The sequence below is a fragment of the Umezawaea beigongshangensis genome (genome assembly GCF_016464305.1).
Classification (GTDB): domain Bacteria; phylum Actinomycetota; class Actinomycetes; order Mycobacteriales; family Pseudonocardiaceae; genus Umezawaea_A; species Umezawaea_A beigongshangensis.
Genome location: NZ_JAEIOJ010000006.1, coordinates 366,081 through 388,604 on the forward strand (window position 1 = coordinate 366,081; position 22,524 = coordinate 388,604).

23 protein-coding genes and 1 pseudogene are annotated in these 22,524 nt (G+C 73.6%); 15 read left to right on the forward strand and 9 right to left on the reverse strand.

The window, feature by feature from the left end; translation table 11 throughout:
* Positions 1–26 precede the first annotated feature (26 nt).
* From IMZ35_RS17775 to IMZ35_RS31445, 9 genes are all read left to right on the forward strand, one after another.
* The gene (locus tag IMZ35_RS17775) at positions 27–746 is read left to right on the forward strand and encodes a CIS tube protein (RefSeq protein ID WP_199442208.1); all 720 of its coding nucleotides are present in this window, start codon (positions 27–29) and stop codon (positions 744–746) included.
* Positions 743–2,515 (forward strand): VgrG-related protein, encoded by a 1,773-nt coding sequence (locus IMZ35_RS17780; RefSeq protein ID WP_199442209.1) that lies wholly within the window; start codon positions 743–745, stop codon positions 2,513–2,515. Before IMZ35_RS17775 ends, IMZ35_RS17780 begins: the two co-directional genes overlap by 4 nt.
* Positions 2,516–2,544: 29 nt before the next feature.
* Complete coding sequence (locus tag IMZ35_RS17785) at positions 2,545–2,865, forward strand: PAAR domain-containing protein (protein ID WP_199442210.1); 321 nt, start codon at positions 2,545–2,547, stop codon at positions 2,863–2,865.
* A complete protein-coding gene (locus IMZ35_RS17790; RefSeq protein ID WP_199442211.1) occupies positions 2,862–3,272 on the forward strand; it encodes a GPW/gp25 family protein in 411 nt (136 codons plus the stop codon). The genes IMZ35_RS17785 and IMZ35_RS17790 overlap by 4 nt, the downstream gene beginning before the upstream one ends.
* Positions 3,272–5,227: a putative baseplate assembly protein gene (locus IMZ35_RS17795; RefSeq protein WP_199442212.1), complete on the forward strand. Its 1,956-nt coding sequence runs from the start codon at positions 3,272–3,274 to the stop codon at positions 5,225–5,227. Before IMZ35_RS17790 ends, IMZ35_RS17795 begins: the two co-directional genes overlap by 1 nt.
* Positions 5,224–5,775, forward strand: coding sequence for a phage tail protein (locus tag IMZ35_RS17800; RefSeq protein WP_307868305.1), 552 nt, complete (start codon positions 5,224–5,226; stop codon positions 5,773–5,775). Before IMZ35_RS17795 ends, IMZ35_RS17800 begins: the two co-directional genes overlap by 4 nt.
* The gene (locus tag IMZ35_RS17805; RefSeq protein ID WP_199442213.1) at positions 5,775–6,737 is read left to right on the forward strand and encodes an NADase-type glycan-binding domain-containing protein; all 963 of its coding nucleotides are present in this window, start codon (positions 5,775–5,777) and stop codon (positions 6,735–6,737) included. Before IMZ35_RS17800 ends, IMZ35_RS17805 begins: the two co-directional genes overlap by 1 nt.
* Positions 6,738–7,475: 738 nt before the next feature.
* Positions 7,476–8,606 (forward strand): FAD-dependent monooxygenase, encoded by a 1,131-nt coding sequence (locus IMZ35_RS17810; RefSeq protein WP_199442214.1) that lies wholly within the window; start codon positions 7,476–7,478, stop codon positions 8,604–8,606.
* A 238-nt stretch (positions 8,607–8,844) separates the two neighbouring features.
* Entirely contained in the window at positions 8,845–8,979 is a 135-nt protein-coding gene (locus tag IMZ35_RS31445) for a hypothetical protein (protein ID WP_267877160.1), read from the forward strand.
* Here the strand turns inward: IMZ35_RS31445 and IMZ35_RS17815 are convergent.
* Together IMZ35_RS17815 and IMZ35_RS17820 are read right to left on the reverse strand one after the other, a co-directional pair.
* Positions 8,966–9,151: a hypothetical protein gene (locus IMZ35_RS17815; RefSeq protein WP_199442215.1), complete on the reverse strand. Its 186-nt coding sequence runs from the start codon at positions 9,149–9,151 to the stop codon at positions 8,966–8,968. The genes IMZ35_RS31445 and IMZ35_RS17815 overlap by 14 nt on opposite strands.
* 98 nt (positions 9,152–9,249) lie before the next feature.
* A complete protein-coding gene (locus IMZ35_RS17820) occupies positions 9,250–9,894 on the reverse strand; it encodes a maleylpyruvate isomerase N-terminal domain-containing protein (RefSeq protein WP_199442216.1) in 645 nt (214 codons plus the stop codon).
* A 230-nt stretch (positions 9,895–10,124) separates the two neighbouring features.
* On the opposite strand from IMZ35_RS17820, the gene IMZ35_RS17825 reads away from it, so the two are divergent.
* The gene (locus IMZ35_RS17825) at positions 10,125–10,961 is read left to right on the forward strand and encodes an LLM class F420-dependent oxidoreductase (protein ID WP_199442217.1); all 837 of its coding nucleotides are present in this window, start codon (positions 10,125–10,127) and stop codon (positions 10,959–10,961) included.
* A gap of 623 nt (positions 10,962–11,584) precedes the next feature.
* Entirely contained in the window at positions 11,585–12,463 is an 879-nt protein-coding gene (locus tag IMZ35_RS17830; protein ID WP_199442218.1) for a DUF2382 domain-containing protein, read from the forward strand.
* Between the two features lie 51 nt (positions 12,464–12,514).
* On the opposite strand, the pseudogene IMZ35_RS17835 reads toward IMZ35_RS17830, so the two are convergent.
* The 5 genes and pseudogenes from IMZ35_RS17835 to IMZ35_RS32100 all read right to left on the reverse strand — a co-directional run.
* Positions 12,515–13,615: pseudogene (locus tag IMZ35_RS17835) on the reverse strand (LLM class flavin-dependent oxidoreductase); the annotation flags it as partial.
* On the reverse strand, positions 13,612–14,631 hold the full coding sequence (locus IMZ35_RS17840; RefSeq protein ID WP_307868307.1) for an ABC transporter substrate-binding protein: 1,020 nt from the start codon (positions 14,629–14,631) through the stop codon (positions 13,612–13,614). The gene IMZ35_RS17840 and the pseudogene IMZ35_RS17835, both read right to left, overlap by 4 nt.
* Complete coding sequence (locus tag IMZ35_RS17845; RefSeq protein WP_307868308.1) at positions 14,618–15,331, reverse strand: ABC transporter ATP-binding protein; 714 nt, start codon at positions 15,329–15,331, stop codon at positions 14,618–14,620. Before IMZ35_RS17845 ends, IMZ35_RS17840 begins: the two co-directional genes overlap by 14 nt.
* Positions 15,316–16,140 carry an ABC transporter permease gene (locus IMZ35_RS17850; RefSeq protein ID WP_199442219.1) on the reverse strand — a complete coding sequence of 275 codons (825 nt, stop codon included), beginning with the start codon at positions 16,138–16,140 and terminating at the stop codon, positions 15,316–15,318. Before IMZ35_RS17850 ends, IMZ35_RS17845 begins: the two co-directional genes overlap by 16 nt.
* Positions 16,141–16,213: 73 nt before the next feature.
* Entirely contained in the window at positions 16,214–16,672 is a 459-nt protein-coding gene (locus tag IMZ35_RS32100; RefSeq protein WP_368857016.1) for a putative leader peptide, read from the reverse strand.
* Here IMZ35_RS32100 and ssuE point away from each other — a divergent pair.
* Positions 16,563–17,114 carry an NADPH-dependent FMN reductase gene (gene ssuE / locus IMZ35_RS17855; RefSeq protein ID WP_199442220.1) on the forward strand — a complete coding sequence of 184 codons (552 nt, stop codon included), beginning with the start codon at positions 16,563–16,565 and terminating at the stop codon, positions 17,112–17,114. The genes IMZ35_RS32100 and ssuE overlap by 110 nt on opposite strands.
* A 9-nt stretch (positions 17,115–17,123) precedes the next feature.
* Here ssuE and IMZ35_RS17860 read toward each other — a convergent pair whose 3' ends face one another.
* Positions 17,124–17,597, reverse strand: a complete 474-nt coding sequence (locus IMZ35_RS17860) for a hypothetical protein (RefSeq protein ID WP_199442221.1) — start codon at positions 17,595–17,597, stop codon at positions 17,124–17,126.
* A 297-nt stretch (positions 17,598–17,894) separates the two neighbouring features.
* Here IMZ35_RS17860 and IMZ35_RS17865 point away from each other — a divergent pair, with 297 nt between their 5' ends.
* The 3 genes from IMZ35_RS17865 to htpG all read left to right on the forward strand — a co-directional run bounded on the left by IMZ35_RS17865 (position 17,895) and on the right by htpG (position 21,218).
* The gene (locus IMZ35_RS17865; protein ID WP_199442222.1) at positions 17,895–18,686 is read left to right on the forward strand and encodes a putative protein N(5)-glutamine methyltransferase; all 792 of its coding nucleotides are present in this window, start codon (positions 17,895–17,897) and stop codon (positions 18,684–18,686) included.
* A 58-nt stretch (positions 18,687–18,744) separates the two neighbouring features.
* Positions 18,745–18,930: a hypothetical protein gene (locus tag IMZ35_RS17870; protein WP_199442223.1), complete on the forward strand. Its 186-nt coding sequence runs from the start codon at positions 18,745–18,747 to the stop codon at positions 18,928–18,930.
* Positions 18,931–19,337: 407 nt separating this feature from the next.
* Positions 19,338–21,218 (forward strand): molecular chaperone HtpG, encoded by a 1,881-nt coding sequence (htpG, locus tag IMZ35_RS17875; protein WP_199442224.1) that lies wholly within the window; start codon positions 19,338–19,340, stop codon positions 21,216–21,218.
* A gap of 182 nt (positions 21,219–21,400) precedes the next feature.
* Here the strand turns inward: htpG and IMZ35_RS17880 are convergent, their stop codons facing one another.
* A complete protein-coding gene (locus tag IMZ35_RS17880) occupies positions 21,401–22,420 on the reverse strand; it encodes a LacI family DNA-binding transcriptional regulator (protein ID WP_307868310.1) in 1,020 nt (339 codons plus the stop codon).
* Between the last annotated feature and the right edge of the window lie 104 nt (positions 22,421–22,524).

Here is a 22,524-nt window from a genome sequence, read left to right on the forward strand (position 1 = left end):
CACCCCGGCAACGCAGGAGGAGCACCATGCCGTCCAGGCGCACCAGCAGGGCCCGCGCCCAGCTCACCGTGATGGAACCGCCCGCCAAGGTCGGCGCCAAGCCCGGCGGCACGATCGCGCGGGTCCAGCTCCAGTTCAACCCGGACAAGCTCTCGCTGAGCAAGTCGACCGAGTGGCGGCGCGAACCGGCCCGGATGGCGGAGCAGGCGTCGCTGCCGGAGTTCGTGGGCAGCGGGCCGCGCTCGCTGTCGCTGGAGGTGTTCCTCGACGCCACCTCCACCCACGACAAGTCGGTGGAGAAGAAGGTGGAGCAGCTGATGCTGGCGTGCGTGCCCACCCCCAAGAGCCTGGCGGCGAAGAAACCGGCGAGCCCGTGGGTCCGGTTCGACTGGGGCACCGCCACCACGACCGCGTTCGACGGCGTGCTCACGACGTTCTCCGTCGCCTACTCGCTGTTCGACGTCGACGGGACGCCGCTGCGCGCCACCTGCTCGCTCGCGATCGAGGAGGCGGGGGTCGGCACACCGGGACAGAACCCGACGTCGGGGTCGCTGGACGCGCGCAGCACGCACCGGGTGGTGGCGGGCGACAGCCTTCCGCTGCTGGCGTGGCGGGAGTACGGGGACGCCACGGCGTGGCGGGTGATCGCCGAGGCCAACGACATCGACGACCCGATGGTCCTCGCGCCGGGCAGGGAACTCGTCGTGCCCGGCCTGGACGAGCTGGAGAGCGGGGTGTCCCGGTGAGCGGTCCAGCGGGCCGGACGTTCGCGGCCGACCCGGTGGTCGAGGTGCCGACCGAACTGCCACCGGCCTGGCAGAAGCAGCTCGTCAGCTGCGTGGTCGACGAGAACGCGGGACTCCCCGACAGCGCCGAGCTGGTCTACCGCGATCCGGACCACGAACTGCTCAGCGCCACCGAGCTCACCATCGGCTCACCGGTGGTGGTCTCGGTGGTGACCGCGCGCGGGCAGGCCGGGGTGAAGCTGTTCACCGGCGAGGTGACCGCCGTCGAACTGGACATGGACTCGACCGGCTCGTTCACCGTCGTGCGGGCGCTGAGCAAGGCGCACCGGCTGTTCCGGGGCCGCAAGGTCGTGGCGTTCCGGAACATGACCGTGGCCGCGATCGTCCGCAAGGTCGCGAAGGGCGCCGGTCTGACGTGCGGGCGGATCGACGCGACCGGCGTCACCCACGCGCAGATCAGCCAGGCGGGCGTCTCCGACTGGGACTTCCTCCAGCACCTCGCGAGCGAGAACGGCGTGGTGCTGAGCATGGACGACCGGGGCAGGCTGGAACTGGTCGAGCCGCGCTCGGCCGCCGGAGCGCCCGCACCGAGCACCCCGGCCACCAGCAGCCCGTTCGTCCTGGAGTACGGGCGGAACCTGCTGTCGCTGCGCGCCGCCCTGACGGCCGCCGACGGCGTCGGCACCGTCGAGGTGCGGGGCTGGAACCCCACCACCAAGAAGCCGCTGGTGGCGCGGGAACCCGCCGTGCGCAGCAACACCGTCCAGCCGGGGCTGACCGGTGTGGAGGCCGGTGCGCCGTTCGGCACGTCCTCCCGCTTCCTCGTCACCGACACCCCCTACCGGACGCAGGCCGAGACGACGGCCGCCGCGCGCTCCGTCGCGGCGTCGATCAGCGCCTCGCTGGGCGAGGTCGAAGCGGTCGTGGCCGGCGACCCGGCCCTGCGCGCCGGAGTGCCGGTCGCGCTGGGCAACGTCGGCGCCGCGTTCTCCGGCCGCTACACCGCGACGGCCGTGCGGCACGTCCTGGAACCGCAGGGCGGCTACCGCACCACCGTCGTGATCAGCGCGTCCACCGACCGCTCGCTCACCGGGTTGATCACCGGGGCCAGCGCCCCGGCGCGCAGTCCGCGGATGCCCGGCCTCGCGATCGGCGTCGTCACCGACGTGCGCGAACCGGGCCGGGAGGGGAGGGGGTCGGTGAAGCTGCGCTTCCCGTGGCTGTCCGACGACTACGTGACCGACTGGGTCCGCACCGTGCAGTTCGGCGGCCGGGGCGGGGGAGGGGTGCTCGTCCCCGAGGTCAACGACGAGGTCCTGGTGGGCTTCGAGCAGGGCTCGCTGGACCACCCCTACGTGCTGGGAGGGCTCTACAACGGCGTCGACGCGCCCTCGCCGCACGACGTGCCGCTGGTGGACCGCACCAGCGGCCGGGTCAACCGCCGCTCCCTGGTCTCCCGCTCCGGCAACCGCGTCGAACTGCTCGACACGCCGCGCGGCGTGACCGGTGTGCGGCTGGCCACGGGCAACGGGCGCCTGGAGGTCCTGCTGAACGAGCGCGGCACCAGTGCCGAGATCACGGTCCGCGACCGCACGGGCAGGCGCACGGCGAGTTCGCTGACCCTCACCGACCGCGGCATCACCCTCGACGCGGGCACCGGCACGCTGGAGCTGTCCGGGCGCTCGGTGACCATCAACGGCAGGGCGGACGTGCAGGTGGACGGCGGCCTGCTGGCCGTGCTCAAGGCCCGCCTGATCCGCATCAACTGACAGCGCCCGCGATCCCCAGGAGGTCCACCATGCCCCCCGCAGCCAGGACGGGCGACGCCACCGCGCACGGCGGCGTGATCGGCACGCCCCCGCCGACTGCGGCGGTCGCCGTGGCGAGCGTGCTGATCGGCGGCAAGCCCGCCGCCGTCGTCGGCAGCCTGCACGTCTGCCCGATCCCGCCGCACGCCGCGACCGGGCCGGCCAACGTGATCCTGCCGAACCCGCTGGCGGCCCGCTCCGGGATCGTGCTCGTCGGCGGGCTGCCCGCCGCGCGGATGAACGACCGGACGGCCTGCGGGGCCACGATCGTGATCGGCGCCCCGAACGTGCTGATCGGGGGGCCGGTGTGAGCGAGAAGTTCATCGGGCGCGGCTGGGCGTTCCCGCTGCGGGTCAGCGGAACCGGCGGCATCGGCATGGTCGAGCGGGAGCGCGAGATCGAGGAGGCCATCGCGCTGGTCCTGGGCACCGCGCCGGGAGAGCGGCCCATGCGGCCGGAGTTCGGCTGCGGCATCCACGACTTCGTCTTCGCCCCGGCCGACGGCGCGACGGCCGGGCGCATCGCCGCGGAGGTGCGCGCCGCGCTGGAGCGGTGGGAGCCGCGGATCGCCGTCGACGACGTCGTGATCGCCTTCGACGCGGTGGAGGCCGGCACGCTCTACGTGGACGTGCACTACACGGTCCGCTCCACCAACGACCGCCGCAACCTCGTCTTCCCCTTCTACACCATCCCGTCCGACGAGGGAGGTGCCGGCTGATGGCCCTGCCCTCGCCCAACCTGGACGACCGCCGCTTCCAGCAGCTCGTCGACGAGGCCAAGGCCCACGTGCAGCGGCGGGCTCCGGAGTGGACGGACCACAACGTCTCCGACCCCGGCGTCACGCTCATCGAGACGTTCGCCCACCTGGTCGACCAGCTCCTCTACCGGTTGAACCGGGTGCCGGAGAAGAACCACCTGGCGTTCCTGGACCTGCTGGGCATCCGGCTGTTCCCGCCGTCGGCGGCCACCGCCGAGGTCGACTTCCTGCTGTCCGCCCCGCAGCCGGACGTCGTGCTGCTGCGCGCGGGCACCGAGGTCGCCACGCCCCGCTCGGACACCGAGGAGGCCGTGGTGTTCACGACGACCGCCGACCTGCCGATCGTGCCCAGTTCGCTGGAACGCCTGGTGACCGCCGCGGTCGACGGCGAGCAGACCGACCGCACGAACGACCTGCGCGCCGGTGCGGACGTGCCGTGCTTCCAGGCGAGTCCGGCCCCCGGCGACGCCGTGCTGCTGGGACTGCCGCTGGCCGTGCCGCGGTGCATCGTCGCGGTGCGGCTGGACAGCCGGGTCGAGGGTGTCGGCGTCGACCCCCGGCAGCCGCCGCTGGTCTGGGAGGCGTGGGACGGCGCGCGGTGGGCGGAGTGCGAGGTCGGCGAGGACACCACGGGCGGGCTCAACCGTCCCGGCGAGGTCGTCGTGCACGTCCCGGCCGGTCACACGCAGTCCGTCGTCGGCGGCTTCCGGGCCGGGTGGTTGCGCTGCGTGGTGACGACGCCGCAGCCCGGTCAGCCGTTCTACTCGGAGTCCCCCACGATCCGCGAGGCCGAGGTCTTCACCGTCGGCGGCACCGCGACCGCCGAGCACGCCGAGACGGTGCGCGACGTGCCGCTGGGCACCTCGGAGGGCGTGCCGGGACAGGTCTTCACCGTGCCCGCCACGCCCGTCCTGCTCGACGGCGGACCACCGGTGGTGCAGGTGTCCTCACCCGACGGCTGGCAGGACTGGACGGTGGTGGAGCACTTCGGGGCCTCCGGAGTCGCGGACCGGCACGTCGTGGTCGACGCGACCAGGGGCGAGTTCGCGTTCCCGCCCGCGGTGCGCGAGTCCGACGGCACCCTGCGCCTGTACGGCGAGGTGCCCGCGCGGGGCGAGCGGGTCCGGGTCCTGAGCTACCGCACGGGCGGCGGCGCGGCGGGCAACGTCGCGCGCGGTTCCGTCTCCGTGCTGCGCAGCTCCGTGCCGTACGTGGCGTCGGTCGTCAACCGGGAGGCCGCCGGTGGCGGGGTGGACGGCGAGACCGTGGCCAACGCGAAGCTCCGCGCGCCGAACGTGCTGCGGGTGCAGGAGCGGGCCGTCACCGCGGCCGACCACGAGCAGATCGCGCGCGGGGCGGCGCCGTCGGTGGCGCGGGTGCGCTGCCTGCCCGCCGACGGCGGGAACGGCGGCGCGGTGCGCGTGCTCGTCGTGCCGCACGCCGTCGCCGACGAGGGCGACCGGCTGCGGTTCGAGCAGCTCGTCCCCTCCGAGCAGGTGCTCACCTCGATCGCCACCGCGCTCGACGAGCGCCGCCTCGTCGGCACCCGCGTGCTGGTGGAGCCGCCCGCCTACCAGGGGGTGACCGTCGTGGCGAGGCTCGTGGCGCCCGGCGCGGTGGCCGACCGGGTCAGGGAGGACGCGGTGGCCGCCCTGTACGCCCACCTGAACCCGCTGCGCGGTGGCGCGGACGGCTCCGGGTGGCCGTTCGGCAAGCCGGTCCAGTACGGCGAGGTGTTCGCGGTGCTCCAGCGGATCACCGGGGTGGAGCTGGTGGACGAGGTGCGGCTCTTCCCCGCCGACCCGATCACCGGGCGGCGCGGCGCGGCCGTGGAGCGGGTCGACGTCGCCCCCGACGCGCTGGTGTTCTCCCACCAGCACCAGGTCGTCGTCACCGGCTCGGGCGGTGGGCCGTGACGGCGGAGCTGATCAGCCGGTACCCGATCGGCGGGATGCTGCCCGCGATGTACGCCGACGACGACTTCGCGCAGCGCTTCACCGCCGGGCTCGACGCGGTGATCGCGCCCGTCCTGTCCACACTGGACAACCTCGCCGCGCACTTCGACAGCCGCCTCGCGCCGGAGCACTTCCTGATGTGGCTGGCGACCTGGGTGGGCGCCGAGCTGGACCCGGTGTGGCCGCTGGAACTGCGTCGCGCGGTGGTCGCCAGGACCCTGGAGCTGCACCGCTGGCGCGGCACCGCGCGGGGCCTGGTGCAGCGGTTGTGGCTGAGTCTCGGCGTGCACGCGCAGGTCGTGGACGGCGGTGGCGCGGCCTGGTCGCGGGAGACCCGCTCCCCGCTGCCCGGCTCAGCCGACCCGCTCGTGCGCGTGCGGGTGTGGCCGGGCCGCACCGGCGCGGTCGACCGGGACCAGGTCGTCGCCGTGGTCGCCGCGTCGTGCCCGGCGCACGTCACCACCGAGGTCGAGGTGCTGCCCGGCCCGCCGGACGCGCGAGGGAGCTGATGGGAGTGCGTGCCTGCCCGGTGTGCGGCTCGCCGAACGGCGAGACCGACGACTTCTGCGGCAACTGCGGGACCTACCTCGGCTGGTCCAGCGCGGCGGAGGAGACGCCCGCCGAGGAGGTGGGCCCGGTGCGACCCGGTGCCGCGCCCCCGGCTCCGGCGGTGGCACCGCGGGAGGCCCAGCCGGGCGCGGTGCGGCCCGCTCGACCGGTGGCCCCGCGCCCGGTGCCCACCCCGCCGTCCGGCGCGGTCGTGGTGGACGGCCCGCCGTGTCCGGTGTGCGGTACGCCGAACCCGCCGGAGCGCCGCTTCTGCCGCCACTGCGCCGCGCCCCTGAACCGCGCCGCCGCCGTCGCGGCCCCGACGGGGTGGCGCACCCGCTGGCCGTTCCGCAGGCGCAGGAGGATCGGCGGCAGCGGCGGCCGGATCGCCCGCCGCCTGTTCGCGCTGCTCCTCGTCGCCGCGCTGGTGGTGGCCGGGGTGGTGTTCCTGCCCGTCGCGCGAACGCTGGTCGAGGACGTGCGCGACAAGCTGGGCGACGCCGTGGCGGTGGTGCCCGAGCGCGTCACCGCGAGCGCTCAGGTCGACGGCCACCCCGCCGCGTCCGCCTCCGACGGGCTCACCAACCGCTACTGGGGTGCGGCGGCGGTGGGCGACTCGGTGGACTTCGGCTTCGCCGCGCCGTTCCGTCTCGTGGCACTGGTCGTGCACACCGGCGCGTCGACCGAGCCGGAGGAGTTCGCCGCGCAGGGGCGCGCGACGTCGGTGGACCTCGTGGTCACCGCCTCCGACGGTTCGGCGACGACGCGGACCGTCGCCCTGGCCGACCGGCCGGGCCCGCAGACGGTGGACTCGGGGATCAGCGACGTGGTGGGAATCCGCCTGGTCGTGCGGGCGGCGGCCGGTCAGGACCCCGGCCGGCACGTCGCGATCGGCGAGGTCGAGTTCTTCCGCAGGGGCTGACCGGTCGGGGAGCCGCGTCGAGGTGTGCGGGAGGCCGCCCCTCGTGCGGCGCGGCACCAGGGTCGGCGCGGCGACGTTCGCGCCGACCTCCTCCGTCCGGTTCCCCGTCTCACCCGTGGACTCGAACTCGTCGGCGGCAGCGCCGCCGATCACCTGCTCGTACCCGGCCCTGGACAACAGGTCCACGTTCTTGGTGAGCTGTTCGAGCCACGTCCTCCTGGTGATGTCGGCGATCGGCGCGGGCCGCGCTGCCCTCTGCCCCTGCGGGAGGGGGCGTGCCGCACGGGACGGCTGTGCCGCACCACCGGTTCCGGTCGTTCCCGGCCGAACGCTCGCACCGCCACCGCCACCGCCACCGCCACCGCCACGCGTCGCCGTCCTGCCGGTCCGGCGTCGGTGCTCGCGCCGAGCTGCGGCAAGGTGCGCGGGGGCGGTGCGGGGGCAGCTCCCGCTGCCCTCACGACGTCGTCGGGTCCCGTCGACGTCGCGGCGCACTGCGGCGCTCGTGGAGCAGCGCGTCCAGCGGGGCCGGGTCGAGACCGGCACCCGTCCGCGCTCCCGTGATCGGTAGCATCGACCGTCCGGCACGGGCACGTGGAGCTTCGCGGTGCGCCGCGACGAGTTCGGCGAGTTCGACGAGACGTGGGACCCCGAGTTCTGGCTGACCGCCGCCCCTCTGCCGGTGACCGGCACCGCGGGCGCCCCTGCACCCCGTTGTCGTGAAGTGAGGAGCCCGTTGTGACGAGTGTGCGGAACGTTCTGGTGGTGGGTGCCGGGGCGGCCGGAACCGCGTCGGCGATCCTGCTCGCCGAGGGAGGCGTGCGGGTCGACGTGGTCGAGCGCAAGCCCGACGTCGGGGCCCTGGGCTCCGGGATCACGTTGCAGGGCAACGCGCTGCGCGTGCTGCGGCGGCTCGGCGTGTGGGACCGGGTGGCGGAGCTGGGCTACCCCTTCGACACCGTGGGGCTGCGGGCCCCCGACCCGGAGGCGACGCTGATCGCCGAGATCGCCGACGCCCGCACCGGCGGTGCCGACCTGCCGGCGGCGCTCGGGATGTACCGGCCGGACCTGGCGCGGCTGCTGGTGGAACGCGCCCGCGAACGGGGAGCGTCGGTGCGCACGGGCGTGACCTTCACCGGTCTCGCCCAGGACGCGGACGGGGTGGACGTGACGTTCACCGACGGCTCGTCCGCGCGCTACGACCTGGTGATCGGCGCGGACGGCGTCCGCTCGGCCACCCGCGCCGCGGTGGGCGTCGACCTGGAGCCGACCCCCACCGGCATGGGCATCTGGCGGGTGTTCGCGCCCCGGCCCGCCGGGGTCGTGCGGACCGAGATCGTCTACGGCGGCCCCTGCCACATCGCCGGGTACTGCCCCACGGGCGAGAACAGCCTCTACGCCTACCTGGTGGAGGACGCGCAGGACCGCTCCGGACTCACCCCGGAGCAGCGGGTCGAGGTCGTGCGGGCGCTGGCGCGGGGCTACCGCGGGCACTGGGACGACATCGGCGCGAGCCTCTCCGACCCGTCGCTGGTCAACTACACGTGGTTCGAGGCGCACGTGCTGGACCGTCCGTGGAACCGGGGACGGGTCGTGCTGATCGGCGACGCCGCGCACTCCTGCCCGCCCACCCTGGCGCAGGGCGCAGCTCAAGCGCTGGAGGACGCCGCCGTCCTGGCCGAACTCCTGCTGGCCGCCGACGTGCTGGACGACGGCCTGTGGACCGCGTTCGGCGACCGCCGCCACGAGAGGGCCTCCGCCGTGGTTGCCGCGTCCGTCCAGATGGGACGGTGGCTGCTCGACGGCGGGGGCGGTGACGTGCCGGGGCTGGTGGGACGGATCTCCGCGCTGATCGGAGAGCCCGCCTGAGCGTCCCGGCCGTCGTGGACGCGCACGCCCGCGTCCTGCTGCCCTGGGCGGAGGCACTGGTCGGAGGTGCGCCGGGGCCGGCGGAGCACCGCACGCCGGAGCAGGTCCGCAACGGGAGAGGCGGCGCTGCTGGTGACGTGACCGGGCCGTGTTCCGGTGACGAGGTGCGCTACCTGCCGCCGGACGGCCAGCGCGGAGGGCGTGGACGTCGACGGGGCCGGGTCCCGAGAGGGTTCCGGTGCTCGTCGAGTGCGACCGGCTGATCGGCTCCGCGCGGGACCGGGCGGACGAGGGCCGGCACAAGATCGCGACGGACGAGGTGGCCGCGCTGCGCCGAGCCGAGCCCGTCGAGCCGGAGTTCACCCGTTCGTGAGCCTCGGCAGGACGCCGGTGGGGAATCCGCCGTCGCGCTGGTCGGGCACCTCGACCTCGTCGTGGTCCGTCTCGGGCCACGCCAGGTACAGCACGTCACCGGCCGAGATCGCCCGCGCCACCAGCTCACGCACGGAGACGCAGCCGCTCCGGTCGTCGTTGTGCCTGCCCACGCCTCCTCCTCCCGCCGGGCCGGGCGGGCCCGGACCGCCGCCCACTGTGCACGACGACGCCCGAGCGGGCTCGCCGAACACGGAGGGGTGAGACGGGATCAGCCGAACAGGGGCAGCCGGTCGGCGCTCGCTCCCAGCAGGGCCCGCTCGTCGTCGCGCAGCGGTTCGCGACCGGTGCCGACGAGGGCGTAGCGGACGGTGTCGGCGAACGGCGCCGGGTGACCGAGCAGGCCGTCCAGGACGCGGCGCACCTCGGCCGACCCGGCCGCCGACACCTCCCCGAGGCCCAGGTCCAGCTGGTGCACGGTCGCCTCGACCACGAGCGTGCTGAGCAGCGAACCGGTGGTCAGCACGTGCCCCTGAGTCCGCACGTGCTCGTGCGGGGACCGGCCGCGCGCGGCGTCCAGCACGGCGTGCGCGGTCTCGGCGTACTGCTCCACCAGCGGTGCCGTGCTCGGCCAGGCGCTGGCCGCGAGCCGCACGTGGCGGCGCTCGTCGTCGGCGTCCGCAGTGCCGGGCCGCCAGGCGTTCCAGTAGCTCACGGCGTCGACGTCGGCCGGGCCGTCCGCCGGGGTGTGCAGCGCCACCAGGGCCCGCCGCGCGTCGCCGAGCAGGTGCAGGACGAGGTCGCGCACCACCCAGCCGGTGCAGCGCGTGGGACGCCACGCGGTCGTCTCGTCCAGGCCGGACAGCGGCTCCAGCAGCGCGCGGTAGGCCGCGTCGAGCACCTCGTGCGTTTCCACGCGACCAGTCTCGCCGACGATCACCCGGCGTGCACCGGCCGACCGGCGTCAGCCGGTCGGGACCGGGTCGCGGCCGTCCTGGACGCCACACCCTGCGTGAGGTCCTCGCCCGCCTGGACGTGGCACCGGGGTGATCGTCGCCGTGCTCCGTGCGCGGGACGGCGACACCTTGTAGAACTGGGTGGGGGCCGTTGTCGGTACACGATCCGCTCCACGGGAAGGACGGCACGATGACGAGGTCCGAACTGGGAACCATCGGCGTGTGGCGGCTGGGTCAGCTGCTCGACGCGCCGCTGGCGGCCCACCTGGAGGAGCTGGGTTTCGGCGCCGTGTGGGTCGGCGGTTCGCCCAGCGGCGACCTGGCGCTCGTGCAGGAGCTGCTCGACGCCACCTCGACGCTCTCGGTGGCCACGGGCATCGTCAACGTGTGGAGCGACGACGCGGCCACCGCCGGCGCGTCGTTCCACCGGATCGAGCGCGAGCACCCAGGCCGGTTCCTGCTCGGCCTCGGCGTCAGCCACCCCGAGGCCAACACCCGGTACACCAAGCCCCTCCAGGCGTTGCAGGACTACCTCGACGCCCTGGACACCGCCGGTGTCCCGGTCGAGCGGCGGGTGCTGGCCGCGCTCGGCCCGAAGGTGCTGCGGCTGTCCGCGGAGCGCACGGCGGGTGCGCACCCCTACCTGACCACTCCCGAGCACACCGCGGCGGCGCGCGAGGTCCTGGGCCCGCAGGTGCTGCTGGCGCCCGAGCAGAAGGTCGTGCTGGACACGGACCCGGCGCGGGCCAGGGCGCTGGCCCGCGAGACCGTGGAGGTCTACCTGGGACTGAGCAACTACACCAACAACTGGCGTCGGCTGGGCTTCGGCGACGACGACCTCGCCGACGGGGGCAGCGACCGCCTGATCGACGCGCTGGTCGTCCACGGCGACGCCGCGACGGTGAAGCGCCGCGTCACCGAGCACCTGGACGCGGGCGCCGACCACGTCGCGGTCCAGCTCCTCACCGCTCCCGACGCCGACGTGGCCGACTCGTTCCGGGAACTGGCCGAGGTCCTCCTCGGCTGATCCGGCGCCACCGGCGACGCCCCGGTTCCCCCGCGACGGCGGGGAGGAACCGGGGCGTCGCCGTGTGCGACGGCCGAAGGGAATTCGCGGCACGACCCCGGCGCGGTAACCCGCTCCTGCTGAATTCGCAGTGGTTCTTCGCTCTCGCCCCGGACCGTCGTCGCACGGGGCGTGCCACCGGTGGCGGAAATCGGTTCGCACGGCCGGACTCCTCTACGCGGAGTGGTAGTAGTTTCACGTTTGTCCTGGTGGCGCGCGGGTAGGGCGCGGGCGAACAGCATTGTCGCTCTGCCGGGGGACACGCGGAGTAGAAGCGGCGCCATTTTTCACCCGGTACGGAGAAAATTCGCCGGATGAGGTGTGACTTCTCGCGAACGAGGTATCCGAGTCCTACCTCGCCCAGGTGGTGGGGAACTGGTACGGACGGGAACGAGAGCGTCGAGCACGGCCGCCGTCGAACGCGATGGCGCCGCCCCGGCCTCGAACCCCGGCCGGGGCGTCACGCGAACGCCCGCTCCCGATCCCGCGGGCCGCACCGTCGACGACGGACGCGGCACGCCACACGACCGACGAACCTCCCGCACGCCTGCGCCCAGCGACGGCGGGGGAAGGAGAAGCACGACATGACCACGTTGAACCGGCAGGAACTCACCTCGCTGACCGGCCGGACCGTGTACGACAGCTCGGGCGACAAGATCGGCAAGCTCGGTGAGCTGTGGACGGACGAGAACAGCGGCCAGCCCACCTGGGTGACCGTCCACACCGGCCTGTTCGGCATGAACGAGACCTTCCTGCCCGTGGAGGGACTGCGGTCCAGCGGTGACGACGTCACCACGCCCCACACCAAGGAGCAGGTGAAGGACGCGCCGAACTTCGACCCGTCGAGCGGGCACATCGACCGCGACGAGGAGACGCGGCTGTACCGCCACTACGGCCTGACCGGCGGCGGGACCGACACCGTCGGCGAGCGGAGCGCCACCACCGGCCGCGCCGCCACCGGTCGCACTGGTCGCACCGACACCGACCTCACCGACACCGACCTCACCTCCGCGGACCGCACCTCCGCTGGGCACCGCGCGGCCGTCGGCCACGACACGTCGGGCCCGAACACCGACGACGCCATGACCCGCTCCGAGGAGCGCCTGAAGGTCGGCACCGAGGAGCGCGAGGCGGGCCGTGCCCGGCTGCGCAAGTACGTGGTGACCAGCACCGAGCAGGTCGAGGTCCCGGTGAGCCGGGAAGAGGTGCGGGTGGAGCGCGAGCCCATCACCGACGCCAACCGCGGTGCGGCGCTGGACGGCCCGGCGATCTCCGAGGAGGAGCACGAGGTGACGCTGCACGAGGAGCGTCCGGTCGTGGAGACGGAGGCCGTTCCGGTGGAGCGCGTGCGCCTGAGCAAGGAGCGCGTCACCGGCAACGAGACGGTGAGCGGCGAGGTCCGCGAGGAGCGCATCGACACCGACGTCCAGGGTGACGCCAGGGGCCGTCGCCCCGGAGTCTGACGACACGGCGGAGTTCTCGCACACCGCCGGGAGGTCCAGCTCCTCCCGCCCGGCCAGCAGGCCGCGACGGGCCAGCTCCGGCCGGACGCCCTCGCCGAACCAGTACGCCTCCTCCAGGTGCGGGTAGCCCGACAGCACGAACTCCTCGATCCCCAGCGCGTGGTACTCCTCGATCAGGTCGGCCACCTCGGCGTGACTGCCGACCAGGGCCGTGCCCGCACCACCGCGCACCAGTCCCACGCCCGCCCACAGGCCGGGGTGGACCTCCAGGCCGCGCACGCCCCGGCCGGGGTCGCCGCCGTGCAGGGCGAGCATCCGCTGCTGCCCCTCGGACTCGCTCTCCCGCAGCACCGCCTGCGACCGCCGCACCTGAGCCGGGTCCAGCGCGTCGAGCAGCTTCTGCGCCTCCGCCCACGCCTCGGCGGAGGTGTCGCGGCTGATCGTGTGCAGGCGGACGCCGAAGCGCACGACGCGCCCCCGCGCCTCGGCCAGCTCCCGCACCCGCCCGATCTTCTCCGCCACCTGCGCGGGCGGCTCGCCCCAGGTGAGGTAGACGTCGGCGCGCGCGGCCGCCACCGGCAGCGCCGCGGCCGACGACCCGCCGAAGTAGATCTCCGGAACGGGGTCCGGCACCGCCAGCACGGTGGCCCCCGCGACGCGGTAGTGGGTGCCGTCGAAGTCGAACGGCGCACCCGACCACACGCCGCGCACGATCTGGAGGAACTCGTCCGTGCGGGCGTAGCGCTGGTCGTGATCGGCCCAGTCGCCGAACCGCTGCTGCTCGACCGCGTCCCCGCCGGTGACGACGTTGAGCAGCAGCCGCCCGCGCGAGATGCGCTGGTAGGTGGCGGCCATCTGCGCCGCGAGCGTCGGGGACACCACACCGGGCCGGAACGCCACGAGGAACTTCAGCCGCTCGGTCCGCGCGATCAGCGCGGCCGTCGTCAGCCACGCGTCCTCGCACCACGTGCCGGTCGGCGTGAGGACACCGGTGAAGCCGTTGTGCTCGGCGGCGCGGGCGATCTGGGCGAGGTAGTCGATGTCGGGCTGGCGCTGAGCCGCCGCGCCCTGGGACCGGTTGGCGTGGAAGCGTTCCACGATCGTGCGGCCGTCGCCCGACGTGGGCAGGAACCAGTGCAGGGTGATGCTCACGACGTCTGCTCCTCCTTCAGCGCTTCCTGGTACCGGCGGTCGACGAACTTCGCGAAGTCCAGCGAGCCGGGAAGGGTGCCGTCCTCGGTGAACGCGTCGGCCAGGGCCTGCTCCGACGCGACCACCTCGTCGTCCAGCGCGACGGGCAGGTCGGGACCGCGGTTCACCGAGGCCCTGGCGACCTCGATCTTCAGACCGGTCTCGCCCGCCCACGTGGTGGCCCACTCGTCGAGGTGGTCGCCGGCCCACTTCTGCGCCTTCGCCAGGCGCAGCAGGTAGTCCTGGATCGCGGTGTTCTTGCCCGCGTCGGCCAGTGCCGCCGTGCCCGCCACCTGGAAGCCGTAGCCGTTCGCGGTCTCCCGGCCGTCCACCAGGACCCGCGCGCCCGTGTCGAGCAGGGCCTGCGAGGTGTACGGGTCCCAGGTCGCCCACGCGTCCACCTGGCCCTGGCTGAACGCGGCGTAGGCGTCCGACGGTTGCAGGAAGTTCAGCTTCACGTCCTTCGTGGACAGTCCGGCCCTGCGCAGGTTCAGCAGGATCTGCCCGTGGGCCGAACTCCCCTTCGCCACGGCGATGTTCTTGTCCCGCAGGTCGGCCACGCCGCGCAGCGGCGAGTCCCGCGGCACGAGCAGCGCGTCGCTGGTCACGTTGCCCTTCACCGCGTGGACCACGGAGATCTTCGCTCCCGCGGCCGCGGCGAAGAGGGGCGGCGTGTTGCCGACGCCGCCGACGTCGATCGCCCCGGCGGACGCGGCCTCCAGCAGCGGCGGCCCGGAGGTGAACGTGGCCCACTCGATCTCGTAGGGCACGTCGCCGAGGAGCCCGGCGGCGGCGAGCAGCGACTTCGAGCCGCCCTTCTGGTCGCCCACCTTCAGCACCACGTCCGCGAGCTGGTCCGCGCTCACCGGGGCGGGCACCTCCCCGGACGCCGCCGGGTCGCCGGTGCAGGCGGTCAGCGCGCTCAGGGCGGCCACCGACGCGGTGATCAGGGCGAGGAGCGCTCTAGGTCGTCTCACGGTCGACTCCCAGGTCCGCGAGCACCTCGGCGCGCAGGTCGACCAGCGACCCGCGGTCACGAGGACGGGCCAGGTCGACCCGGTGCTCGGTGATGACGTGCCCGTCGTCGAGGACGAGCACGCGGTCGGCGAGCAGCAGCGCCTCGTCCACGTCGTGCGTCACCAGCAGCACGGCCGGCCGGTGGGTGTTCCACAGCCGCTCCACCAGCGCGTGCATCGCGAGCCTGGTCAGCGCGTCCAGCGCGCCGAACGGCTCGTCCAGCAGCAGCACGTCCGGCTCCCGCACCAGGGCTCGCGCCAGCGACACCCGTTGCGCCTCACCGCCGGACAGGGTGAGCGGCCACGCCTCGGCGTGGCCGGCCAGCTGCACCTCGGCCAGCGCCTTCACGGCCACCGCTCGGCCGTCGACGCCGCGCAGCCCCAGCGAGACGTTGCGCCACACCCGACGCCACGGCAGCAGCCGCGGCTGCTGGAACGCCACGGACACCGTGCCGGGAACGTCGACCTCCCCCCGCACCTCGCGGTCCAGGCCCGCGAGCACCCGCAGCAGGGTGGACTTGCCGGAGCCGCTGCGGCCCAGCAGGGCGACGAACTCGCCGCCGGCGATGTCCAGGTCCACGTCGCGCAGGACGCGTCTCGTGCCGAACGTCCTGGTCAGGCCGCGGACCCGCACCGCGCTGGTGATCACCGGGTCTGCCACCGCAGCACCCTCCTCTCCAGTCCGCGGACCAGGGCGTCGGTCGTGAGCCCCAGCAGCGCGTACACCAGCAGACCCACCACGACGACGTCCGTGCGCAGGAACTCGCGGGCGTTGTTGATCAGGTGGCCGATCCCCGCGTCGGCGTTGACCTGCTCGGCCACGATCAGCGACAGCCACGCCGTGCCCAGCGCGATCCGCAGGCCCACCAGGGTCTGGGGGACCGCGGACGGCAGCACCACGTGCCGCACGCGCTCGGCACGGGTGTAGCCGAGCACCCGCGCCGCCTCCAGGAGGTCGGGGTCGGTCTGCCGGATGCCGGAGTGCAGGTTGAGGTACAGCGGGAACGCCACCCCGCAGGCGATGAGCGCGATCTTCGGCTCCTCGCCGATGCCGAACCACAGGATGAACAGCGGGATCAGCCCGAGGTGCGGCAGCGTGCGCAGCATCTGCACCGGTGGGTCGACCAGCGTCTCGCTCCACCTCGACAGCCCGGCGAGCAGGCCCAGCGCGAGGCCGGCGGCCGCGCCGAGGACGAAGCCGACGGCCACCCGGCGCAGCGACACCGCGAAAGCGCTGCCGAGCTCGCCGTCGACGGCGAGGTCCACGGCCGCGCGGGCCACGGTGACCGGTGAGGCGAGCTCGTCCGGCGGCAGCACCCCGGTGCTGCTCGCCGCCTGCCACAGCAGGACGAGCGCGACGGGGGAGATCCAGCGGCGGAGGTCGGGCGGTCGGCGCTTCTTGGCGGGGGGATCGGGGCGCGCGTCGGCTGTCCGCGGACGCGCGAGAACCCCCGTGGTGGAAATCGACACGATTTCTCCAACGGTCACGAGAAGGGGGAAACGGCCGTCGCGACGCCCGGAGGGCGCACGAGGGGGAAACGGCTCAGCGGATGCGACAGATCGCGCTCGCCTGGCGCCGCAGATCGACGTGCAGGCGAGCGACCAGGAGTTCGTCGTCCCTCACGGCACCGAGTCTTGGTGCGCCTCGAGAAGAAGTCAACGGTCGGTCCGCCCGTCTCGGATCGTGGATTCGTGCCGGGGTACGGCACCTCCGAGTTGGTCCCGAGGTGTGAAACCACCCCCGGTCGCGCGCCGCCGGTGTTGACGGGTGTTCACCGCGCTGCTCAGATGGGGTGACCAGACCGCGTCGTGCGCCTCCACGGTCCACAGTGGATGGAGCGGTGCTCCGCACCGCTCGTCGCGGCACGACCCGATCCGCCGGAGGTGGCCCCGTGCCCTCGATCCTCGTCCTGTCCGGAAGCCCGTCTGCGACGTCCCGCACGGCCGCCCTCGCCGAGCACCTGGCCCTGCGCCTGCGGGAGCGCGACCACCGGGTGCGCACGATCCGGGTCAGGGAGCTCCCCCCGGCGGCGCTGCTGTCCGGCGACACCCGCGACCCGGCCGTCGCGGAGGTCGTGGAGGCAGTCGCCGCCGCGGACGGCGTGGTCGTGGCGTCCCCGGTCTACAAGGCCGCCTACAGCGGCCTGCTCAAGAGCCTGCTCGACCTGCTGCCGCAGTTCGCCCTGGCGGGCAAGGCCGTGCTGCCCGTCGTGACCGGCGGCAGCCCGGCCCACGTGCTGGCGGTCGACTACGCCCTGCGGCCGGTGCTGTCCGCCCTCGGCGCGCACCACGTCGTGCAGGGCTGGTTCGTGCTCGACTCGCACATCGTCGCGGTGGGGGACGCCGTCGAGCTGGCCGAGGGGGCGCGGCGGCCGCTGTACGAGGTGGTCGACGGGTTCTCCGACGTGCTGCACGCGCGGCGCCCGCTGATCGACGCCTCCTGAGGCCCCGGTTCAGCGCTTCCGCGCGGGCACGTGCCGGTAGGAGGGGCGGTTGCCCGACCACGCCTCGCGCAGTTCGGTGGCCAGCGTCGAGGCGTTGGCGCAGGCCCGGTGGTCGGTCCACTGCTCGGCGTGCGCGCTGGCCGACAGCGCCACGCGCTGCGCGGTGTCGGCGAACAGCGCGAGCAGCGCGTCCGCGGCGTCGCCCCGCTCCCGCGGTTCTCCGCCGGAACCGGGGCCGGGCAGCTCCAGCGCTCGTCCCGCCAGCGCGGAGGAACCGCGCAGGGCCACCGCGATCGCGTGCTCCACCGCCTCCGCGTTGGCCTGGAGACGAGCGCGCCGCTGGTCCTGCGCGGCCAGGAACAGCCCGATCAGCCGCGAGCGGCACAGCCCGTCCCACAGCAGTGCCAGCACCTCCGCCGTGTCGTGCGGATCGACGTCGTCGAGCGCGCGGACGACCTCGGACAGCGACGGGTGAGAACTCACAGCACGCATTCTGTCAGCAACGGTCACCTCGCAGTGACGGTCCTCACCCGTTCTCCGCCTCCGTTCGTGGACGCGATCGTTCCGGAAAGTGTGCGATCAGGTGCGGAGATGCCGCCGGACGGCCGTGCGGCGAGATCGGATACCGTGACCGCCGACAGCGTCGGACGCGCACGCCCGGGGAGGTGGGAACTCGTGACCGCTCGTCCAGGTCGGGTGCTCTCGTCTCGCGGCCCTGCGGTCCGCACGCCGTAGGTGACCGGGAGAGCGCCCCTCGGCGTTCCCCCGAAAGGCTTCTCGATGCCCGTGTCACCCTCTTCCGTCGTCTCCACCCTCCGCGCCGCCGGTTGCGTCTTCGCCGAGGACGAGGCCGAACTGCTCGTCGCCGCGGCCCGGACACCGGCCGACCTCGCCGTCCTGGTCGACCGCCGGGTGGCGGGCCTCCCCCTGGAGCACGTGCTCGGCTGGGCCGGCTTCTGCGGTCTGCGGATCGCCGTGGACCCCGGTGTCTTCGTCCCCCGGCGCCGCACGGAGCTCCTCGTCCGGGAGGCCGTCGCGCTGCTCAGCGCGTCCGGTGCCGCGCCGCGTCCCGTCGTGGTCGACCTGTGCTGCGGCTCGGGCGCGGTGGGCACCGCGCTCGCGACGCTCCTGCCGGAGATCGACCTGCACGCCGCCGACGTCGACCCGGTCGCCGTGGCGTGCGCGCGGCGCAACGTCGAGGCCGTCGGCGGCCGGGTGCACGAGGGCGACCTCTGCGCGCCGCTGCCGGTCGAACTGGCGGGCCGGGTCGACGTCCTGGTGGCCAACGCGCCCTACGTGCCCACCGCCGCCATCGGGCTGATGCCGCCGGAGGCGCGGGTGCACGAGCCGCGGGTCGCGCTCGACGGCGGCGCGGACGGGCTCGACGTCCAGCGCCGGGTGACCGCGGCCGCGCCGCACTGGCTCGCGCCCGGCGGGCACCTGCTGATCGAGACGAGCGCGAGCCAGGCGCCGCGCACCGCCGAGGCGTTCGCCCGCGGCGGTCTCGTGCCGCGGCTGGTCACCTCCGAGGAGCTGGACGCCACGGTCGTGGTCGGGACCAGTCCGGTCTGACCGGCCCGGCCGCCGTCGACGCTGCTCGCCCGGCCCGGCGGCGTGCGGGGAGGCGCGGGTGAGCCGGGAGCAGGCCCGCCGCGCTCTCCGGAAGCGCTGCGCGGTCGCCGCGGGTCAGCACCTCGTGGACGAGGAACGGATCGCCCGCCGTCGCGGTGTGCGGCTGGTCCCACCTCCGGCCACGAGTCCGGTGCGGTGGGCGGTCTTCGACGGTGGAGCGGGTACCGGTGGCCGGGGGAGCTGAACGAGTTCGTGACAACCGCGTCCTCTCGCCGCCGTCACCGGTACCCGCTCGGACATGGTCGAGCGGGTCGTCGGTTCGGAGCACCGCCGTTCGAGCGAATCCCGGTGCCTCCGCTCCCGCACCCCGTCACCGTTCACCCGTCGGCGTGCGAGCCGAACGGAGGAGCGTGCCGGGGGCGACGCCGCCGACCGGCCCACCGGACGGCGGAACGGCACGCCACCCGGTCATCGCCACTGCGACGAGCACGACCGCGACTCCGGCGGTCCGCGGGTGCAGCGGCTCGCCGGTGGACCGGTGCTCGACGCGCCCGGGGTGGGCGCGACGGGCTGAGCGGCCCGGCTTTCCCCGCGGGAAGAGCCGACTGGGTACGATGCGGGGCTGCCAGAGGACCTCGTGAAGGGAAGCCCGTGACCGCGCACGTCGAGACGCTCGAGTTCCAGTCAGAGGCTCGTCAGCTGCTCCAGCTGATGATCCACTCGATCTACTCGAACAAGGACACGTTCCTGCGGGAACTGGTCTCCAACGCCTCCGACGCGCTGGACAAGCTGCGCCTGGAGGCGTTCCGCGACAAGGAGCTGGAGGTCGACACCTCCGACCTGCACGTCGCCCTGGACGTCGATCGGGAGCAGCGCACGCTGACCGTCCGCGACAACGGCATCGGCATGACCCGCGACGAGGTGGTCAAGCTGATCGGCACGATCGCGAAGTCGGGCACCGCCGAGTTCCTGCGCACGATGAAGGAGACGCGGGACGCGGCCGCCTCCCAGGACCTCATCGGCCAGTTCGGAGTCGGCTTCTACTCCAGCTTCATGGTCGCCGACAAGGTCACCCTCGTGACCCGCCGCGCCGGCGCGGCCGAGGGCGTTCGCTGGGAGTCCACCGGCGAGGGCACTTACACGATCGAGCCGGTCGCCGACGCCCCGCAGGGCACGAGCGTCACGCTGCACCTCAAGCCGGCGGACGCCGAGGAGAACCTGCACGACTACACCTCGACGGCGACGATCACCCAGATCGTCAAGCGGTACTCCGACTTCATCACCTGGCCCGTGCGGATGGCGCCGGAGGGCGAGGACGACGCCGAGCCGACGACGATCAACTCGCGCAAGGCGCTGTGGGCGCGTCCGCGCAGCGAGGTCACCGACGAGGAGTACACCGAGTTCTACAAGCACGTCAGCCACGACTGGAACGACCCGCTGGAGACCATCCGCATGCAGGCGGAGGGGACCTTCGAGTACCAGGCGCTGCTGTTCCTGCCGTCCAAGGCCCCGCTGGACCTGTTCATGCGGGAGCGCAAGCGCGGCGTGCAGCTCTACGTCAAGCGCGTCTTCATCATGGACGACTGCGAAGAGCTGATGCCGGAGTACCTGCGCTTCGTCAAGGGCGTGGTCGACGCGCAGGACCTGTCGCTGAACGTGTCCCGCGAGATCCTCCAGCAGGACCGGCAGATCCAGCTCATGCGCCGCAGGCTGGTCAAGAAGGTGCTGTCAACGGTCAAGACCATGATGACCGAGCGTCCCGACGCCTACTCGACCTTCTGGAGCGAGTTCGGCCGCGCGGTCAAGGAGGGTCTGCTCGACGACTTCGAGAACCGCGACGCGATCCTCGACATCGCCTCCTTCGACTCGACCCACGACGCGGAGAAGCCCACCACGCTGCGGCAGTACGTGGAGCGGATGAAGGAGGGGCAGGAGCACGTCTACTACATGACGGGCGAGTCCAGGGCGACCATCGAGAACTCCCCGCACATGGAGGCGTTCCGGGCCAAGGGCCTGGAGGTGCTGCTGCTCACCGACCCGGTGGACGAGATGTGGGTCGACTCGGTCCCCGGCTTCGACGGCAAGCAGTTCCAGTCGATCGCCAAGGGGCAGGTCGACCTCAACTCCGACGCCGAGGCGTCGGAGGCGCAGCGGGAGGAGTTCGCCGAGCTGCTGACCTGGATGGGCGAGACGCTCGGCGACGCCGTCAAGGAGGTGCGCCTGTCGACGCGGCTCACCACCTCGCCCGCGTGCGTGGTCGGCGACACCCACGACCTCAGCCCGACCCTGGAGAAGATGTACCGGGCGATGGGGCAGGAGCTGCCGCAGGTCAAGCGCATCCTGGAGCTCAACCCGGAGCACGCGCTGGTGACCAGGCTGCGCACCGCCCTGGCCGAGACCGAGGACCGCGCCGGCCTGGCGGACACGGCCGAGCTGCTGCACGGCATGGCCCTGCTCGCGGAGGGCGGCGAGCTGGCCGATCCGGCCCGCTTCAACCGCATCCTGGCCACCCGCCTGGAACGCACCCTCTGACCGCGAGTCGCGCGTCCGGGCACGGCGAGGTGAGCGTTCGCGTCGCGAACGACCACCTCGCCGTGCTCCGACGGCCGACTCGCACTGCCTGAACGGTCAACTCGCGATCGGCGCGCGGGTGCGCGTCGACCGCCTCGCGCGCGGCTCGGTCTCGAAGCGCGCCAGCTGGTCGAACGGGTGCGTCAGGAGGGGACGGCGACCGCCCTGGTCGACTGGCGCACGACCAGCTTGGTGTCCAGGGTCAGGTGCGTCCGCGCCGGCTCGCCCCCGTTGATCAGCTCGATCAGCAGCGTGATCGCACGCCGTCCCATCTCGCGGATCGGCTGGTCCACCGTGGTCAGCGGGGGAGTGCACAGCATCGAGTCGGGGATGTTGTCGAACCCCACCACCGACAGGTCGTCCGGCACCCGCAGCCCGAGCGCGGACGCGGTCTCCACGGTCGCGATCGCCGAGAGGTCGTTGGCCGCGAACACGGCCGTGGGCCGGTCGGGCCCGGTGAGCAGCTCCCGCGCCGACCGCCGCGAGATGTCGGGGTCGTAGGAGCCGACCCTGATCAGGTCCTCGTCCACGGGTACGCCCGCCGCGGCCAGAGCGCGCCGGTAGCCGGTCTCGCGCAGCTGCGCGGACTGGAGGTCCGGTCTGCCGGTGAGCAGCGCGATGCGGCGGTGGCCCAGCGCGAGCAGGTGCTCGGTGGCGAGCTGGGCGCCGCGCAGGTTGTCGGAGTCGATGGTCGGCAGCGCCGTCGGCCCGGTGTGCGGATCGACGGCCACCACCGGCGTCCCGTGCAGCGCCTCCAGGACCACGGCCGGGGTGACCAGGACCGCGCCGTCCACCAGGGTGCCGCTCAGCCGGGAGAGGTACCGCTTCTCCCAGCCCGCCTGGTCGCCCGTGCGTCCCCCGGCCGAGTAGACGACCAGTTCGAAACCGCTGCCGCGGATCGAGTCCGCCGCGCCCTTGAGCAGTTCGGTGCTGAACGGTTCGAGGTCCGCGACCAGGATGCCGATGACGTTCGTGCGGTGGTTGCGCAGGCTCTGAGCCACGAGGCTCGCCTCGTACCCGAGCTCGTCGATCACCGCCCGCACGCGGGCCGACGTCTCTGCGGCGACCCCGTAGCGCTGGTTGAGCACCTTGGAAACCGTGGCTATCGAGACGCCGGCCTGCACGGCCACGTCTCGAATGGTGATGCGGGAACTGGGCGGCACGGCGTCAGCCTAGCCGTTGTAAAACGTTATCGATAACGATTGACACGAGATTTTCACTCGGGCCAGACTGCCCCCGCAGCCTGTGCGTTGCTCTGCCCGTCCAA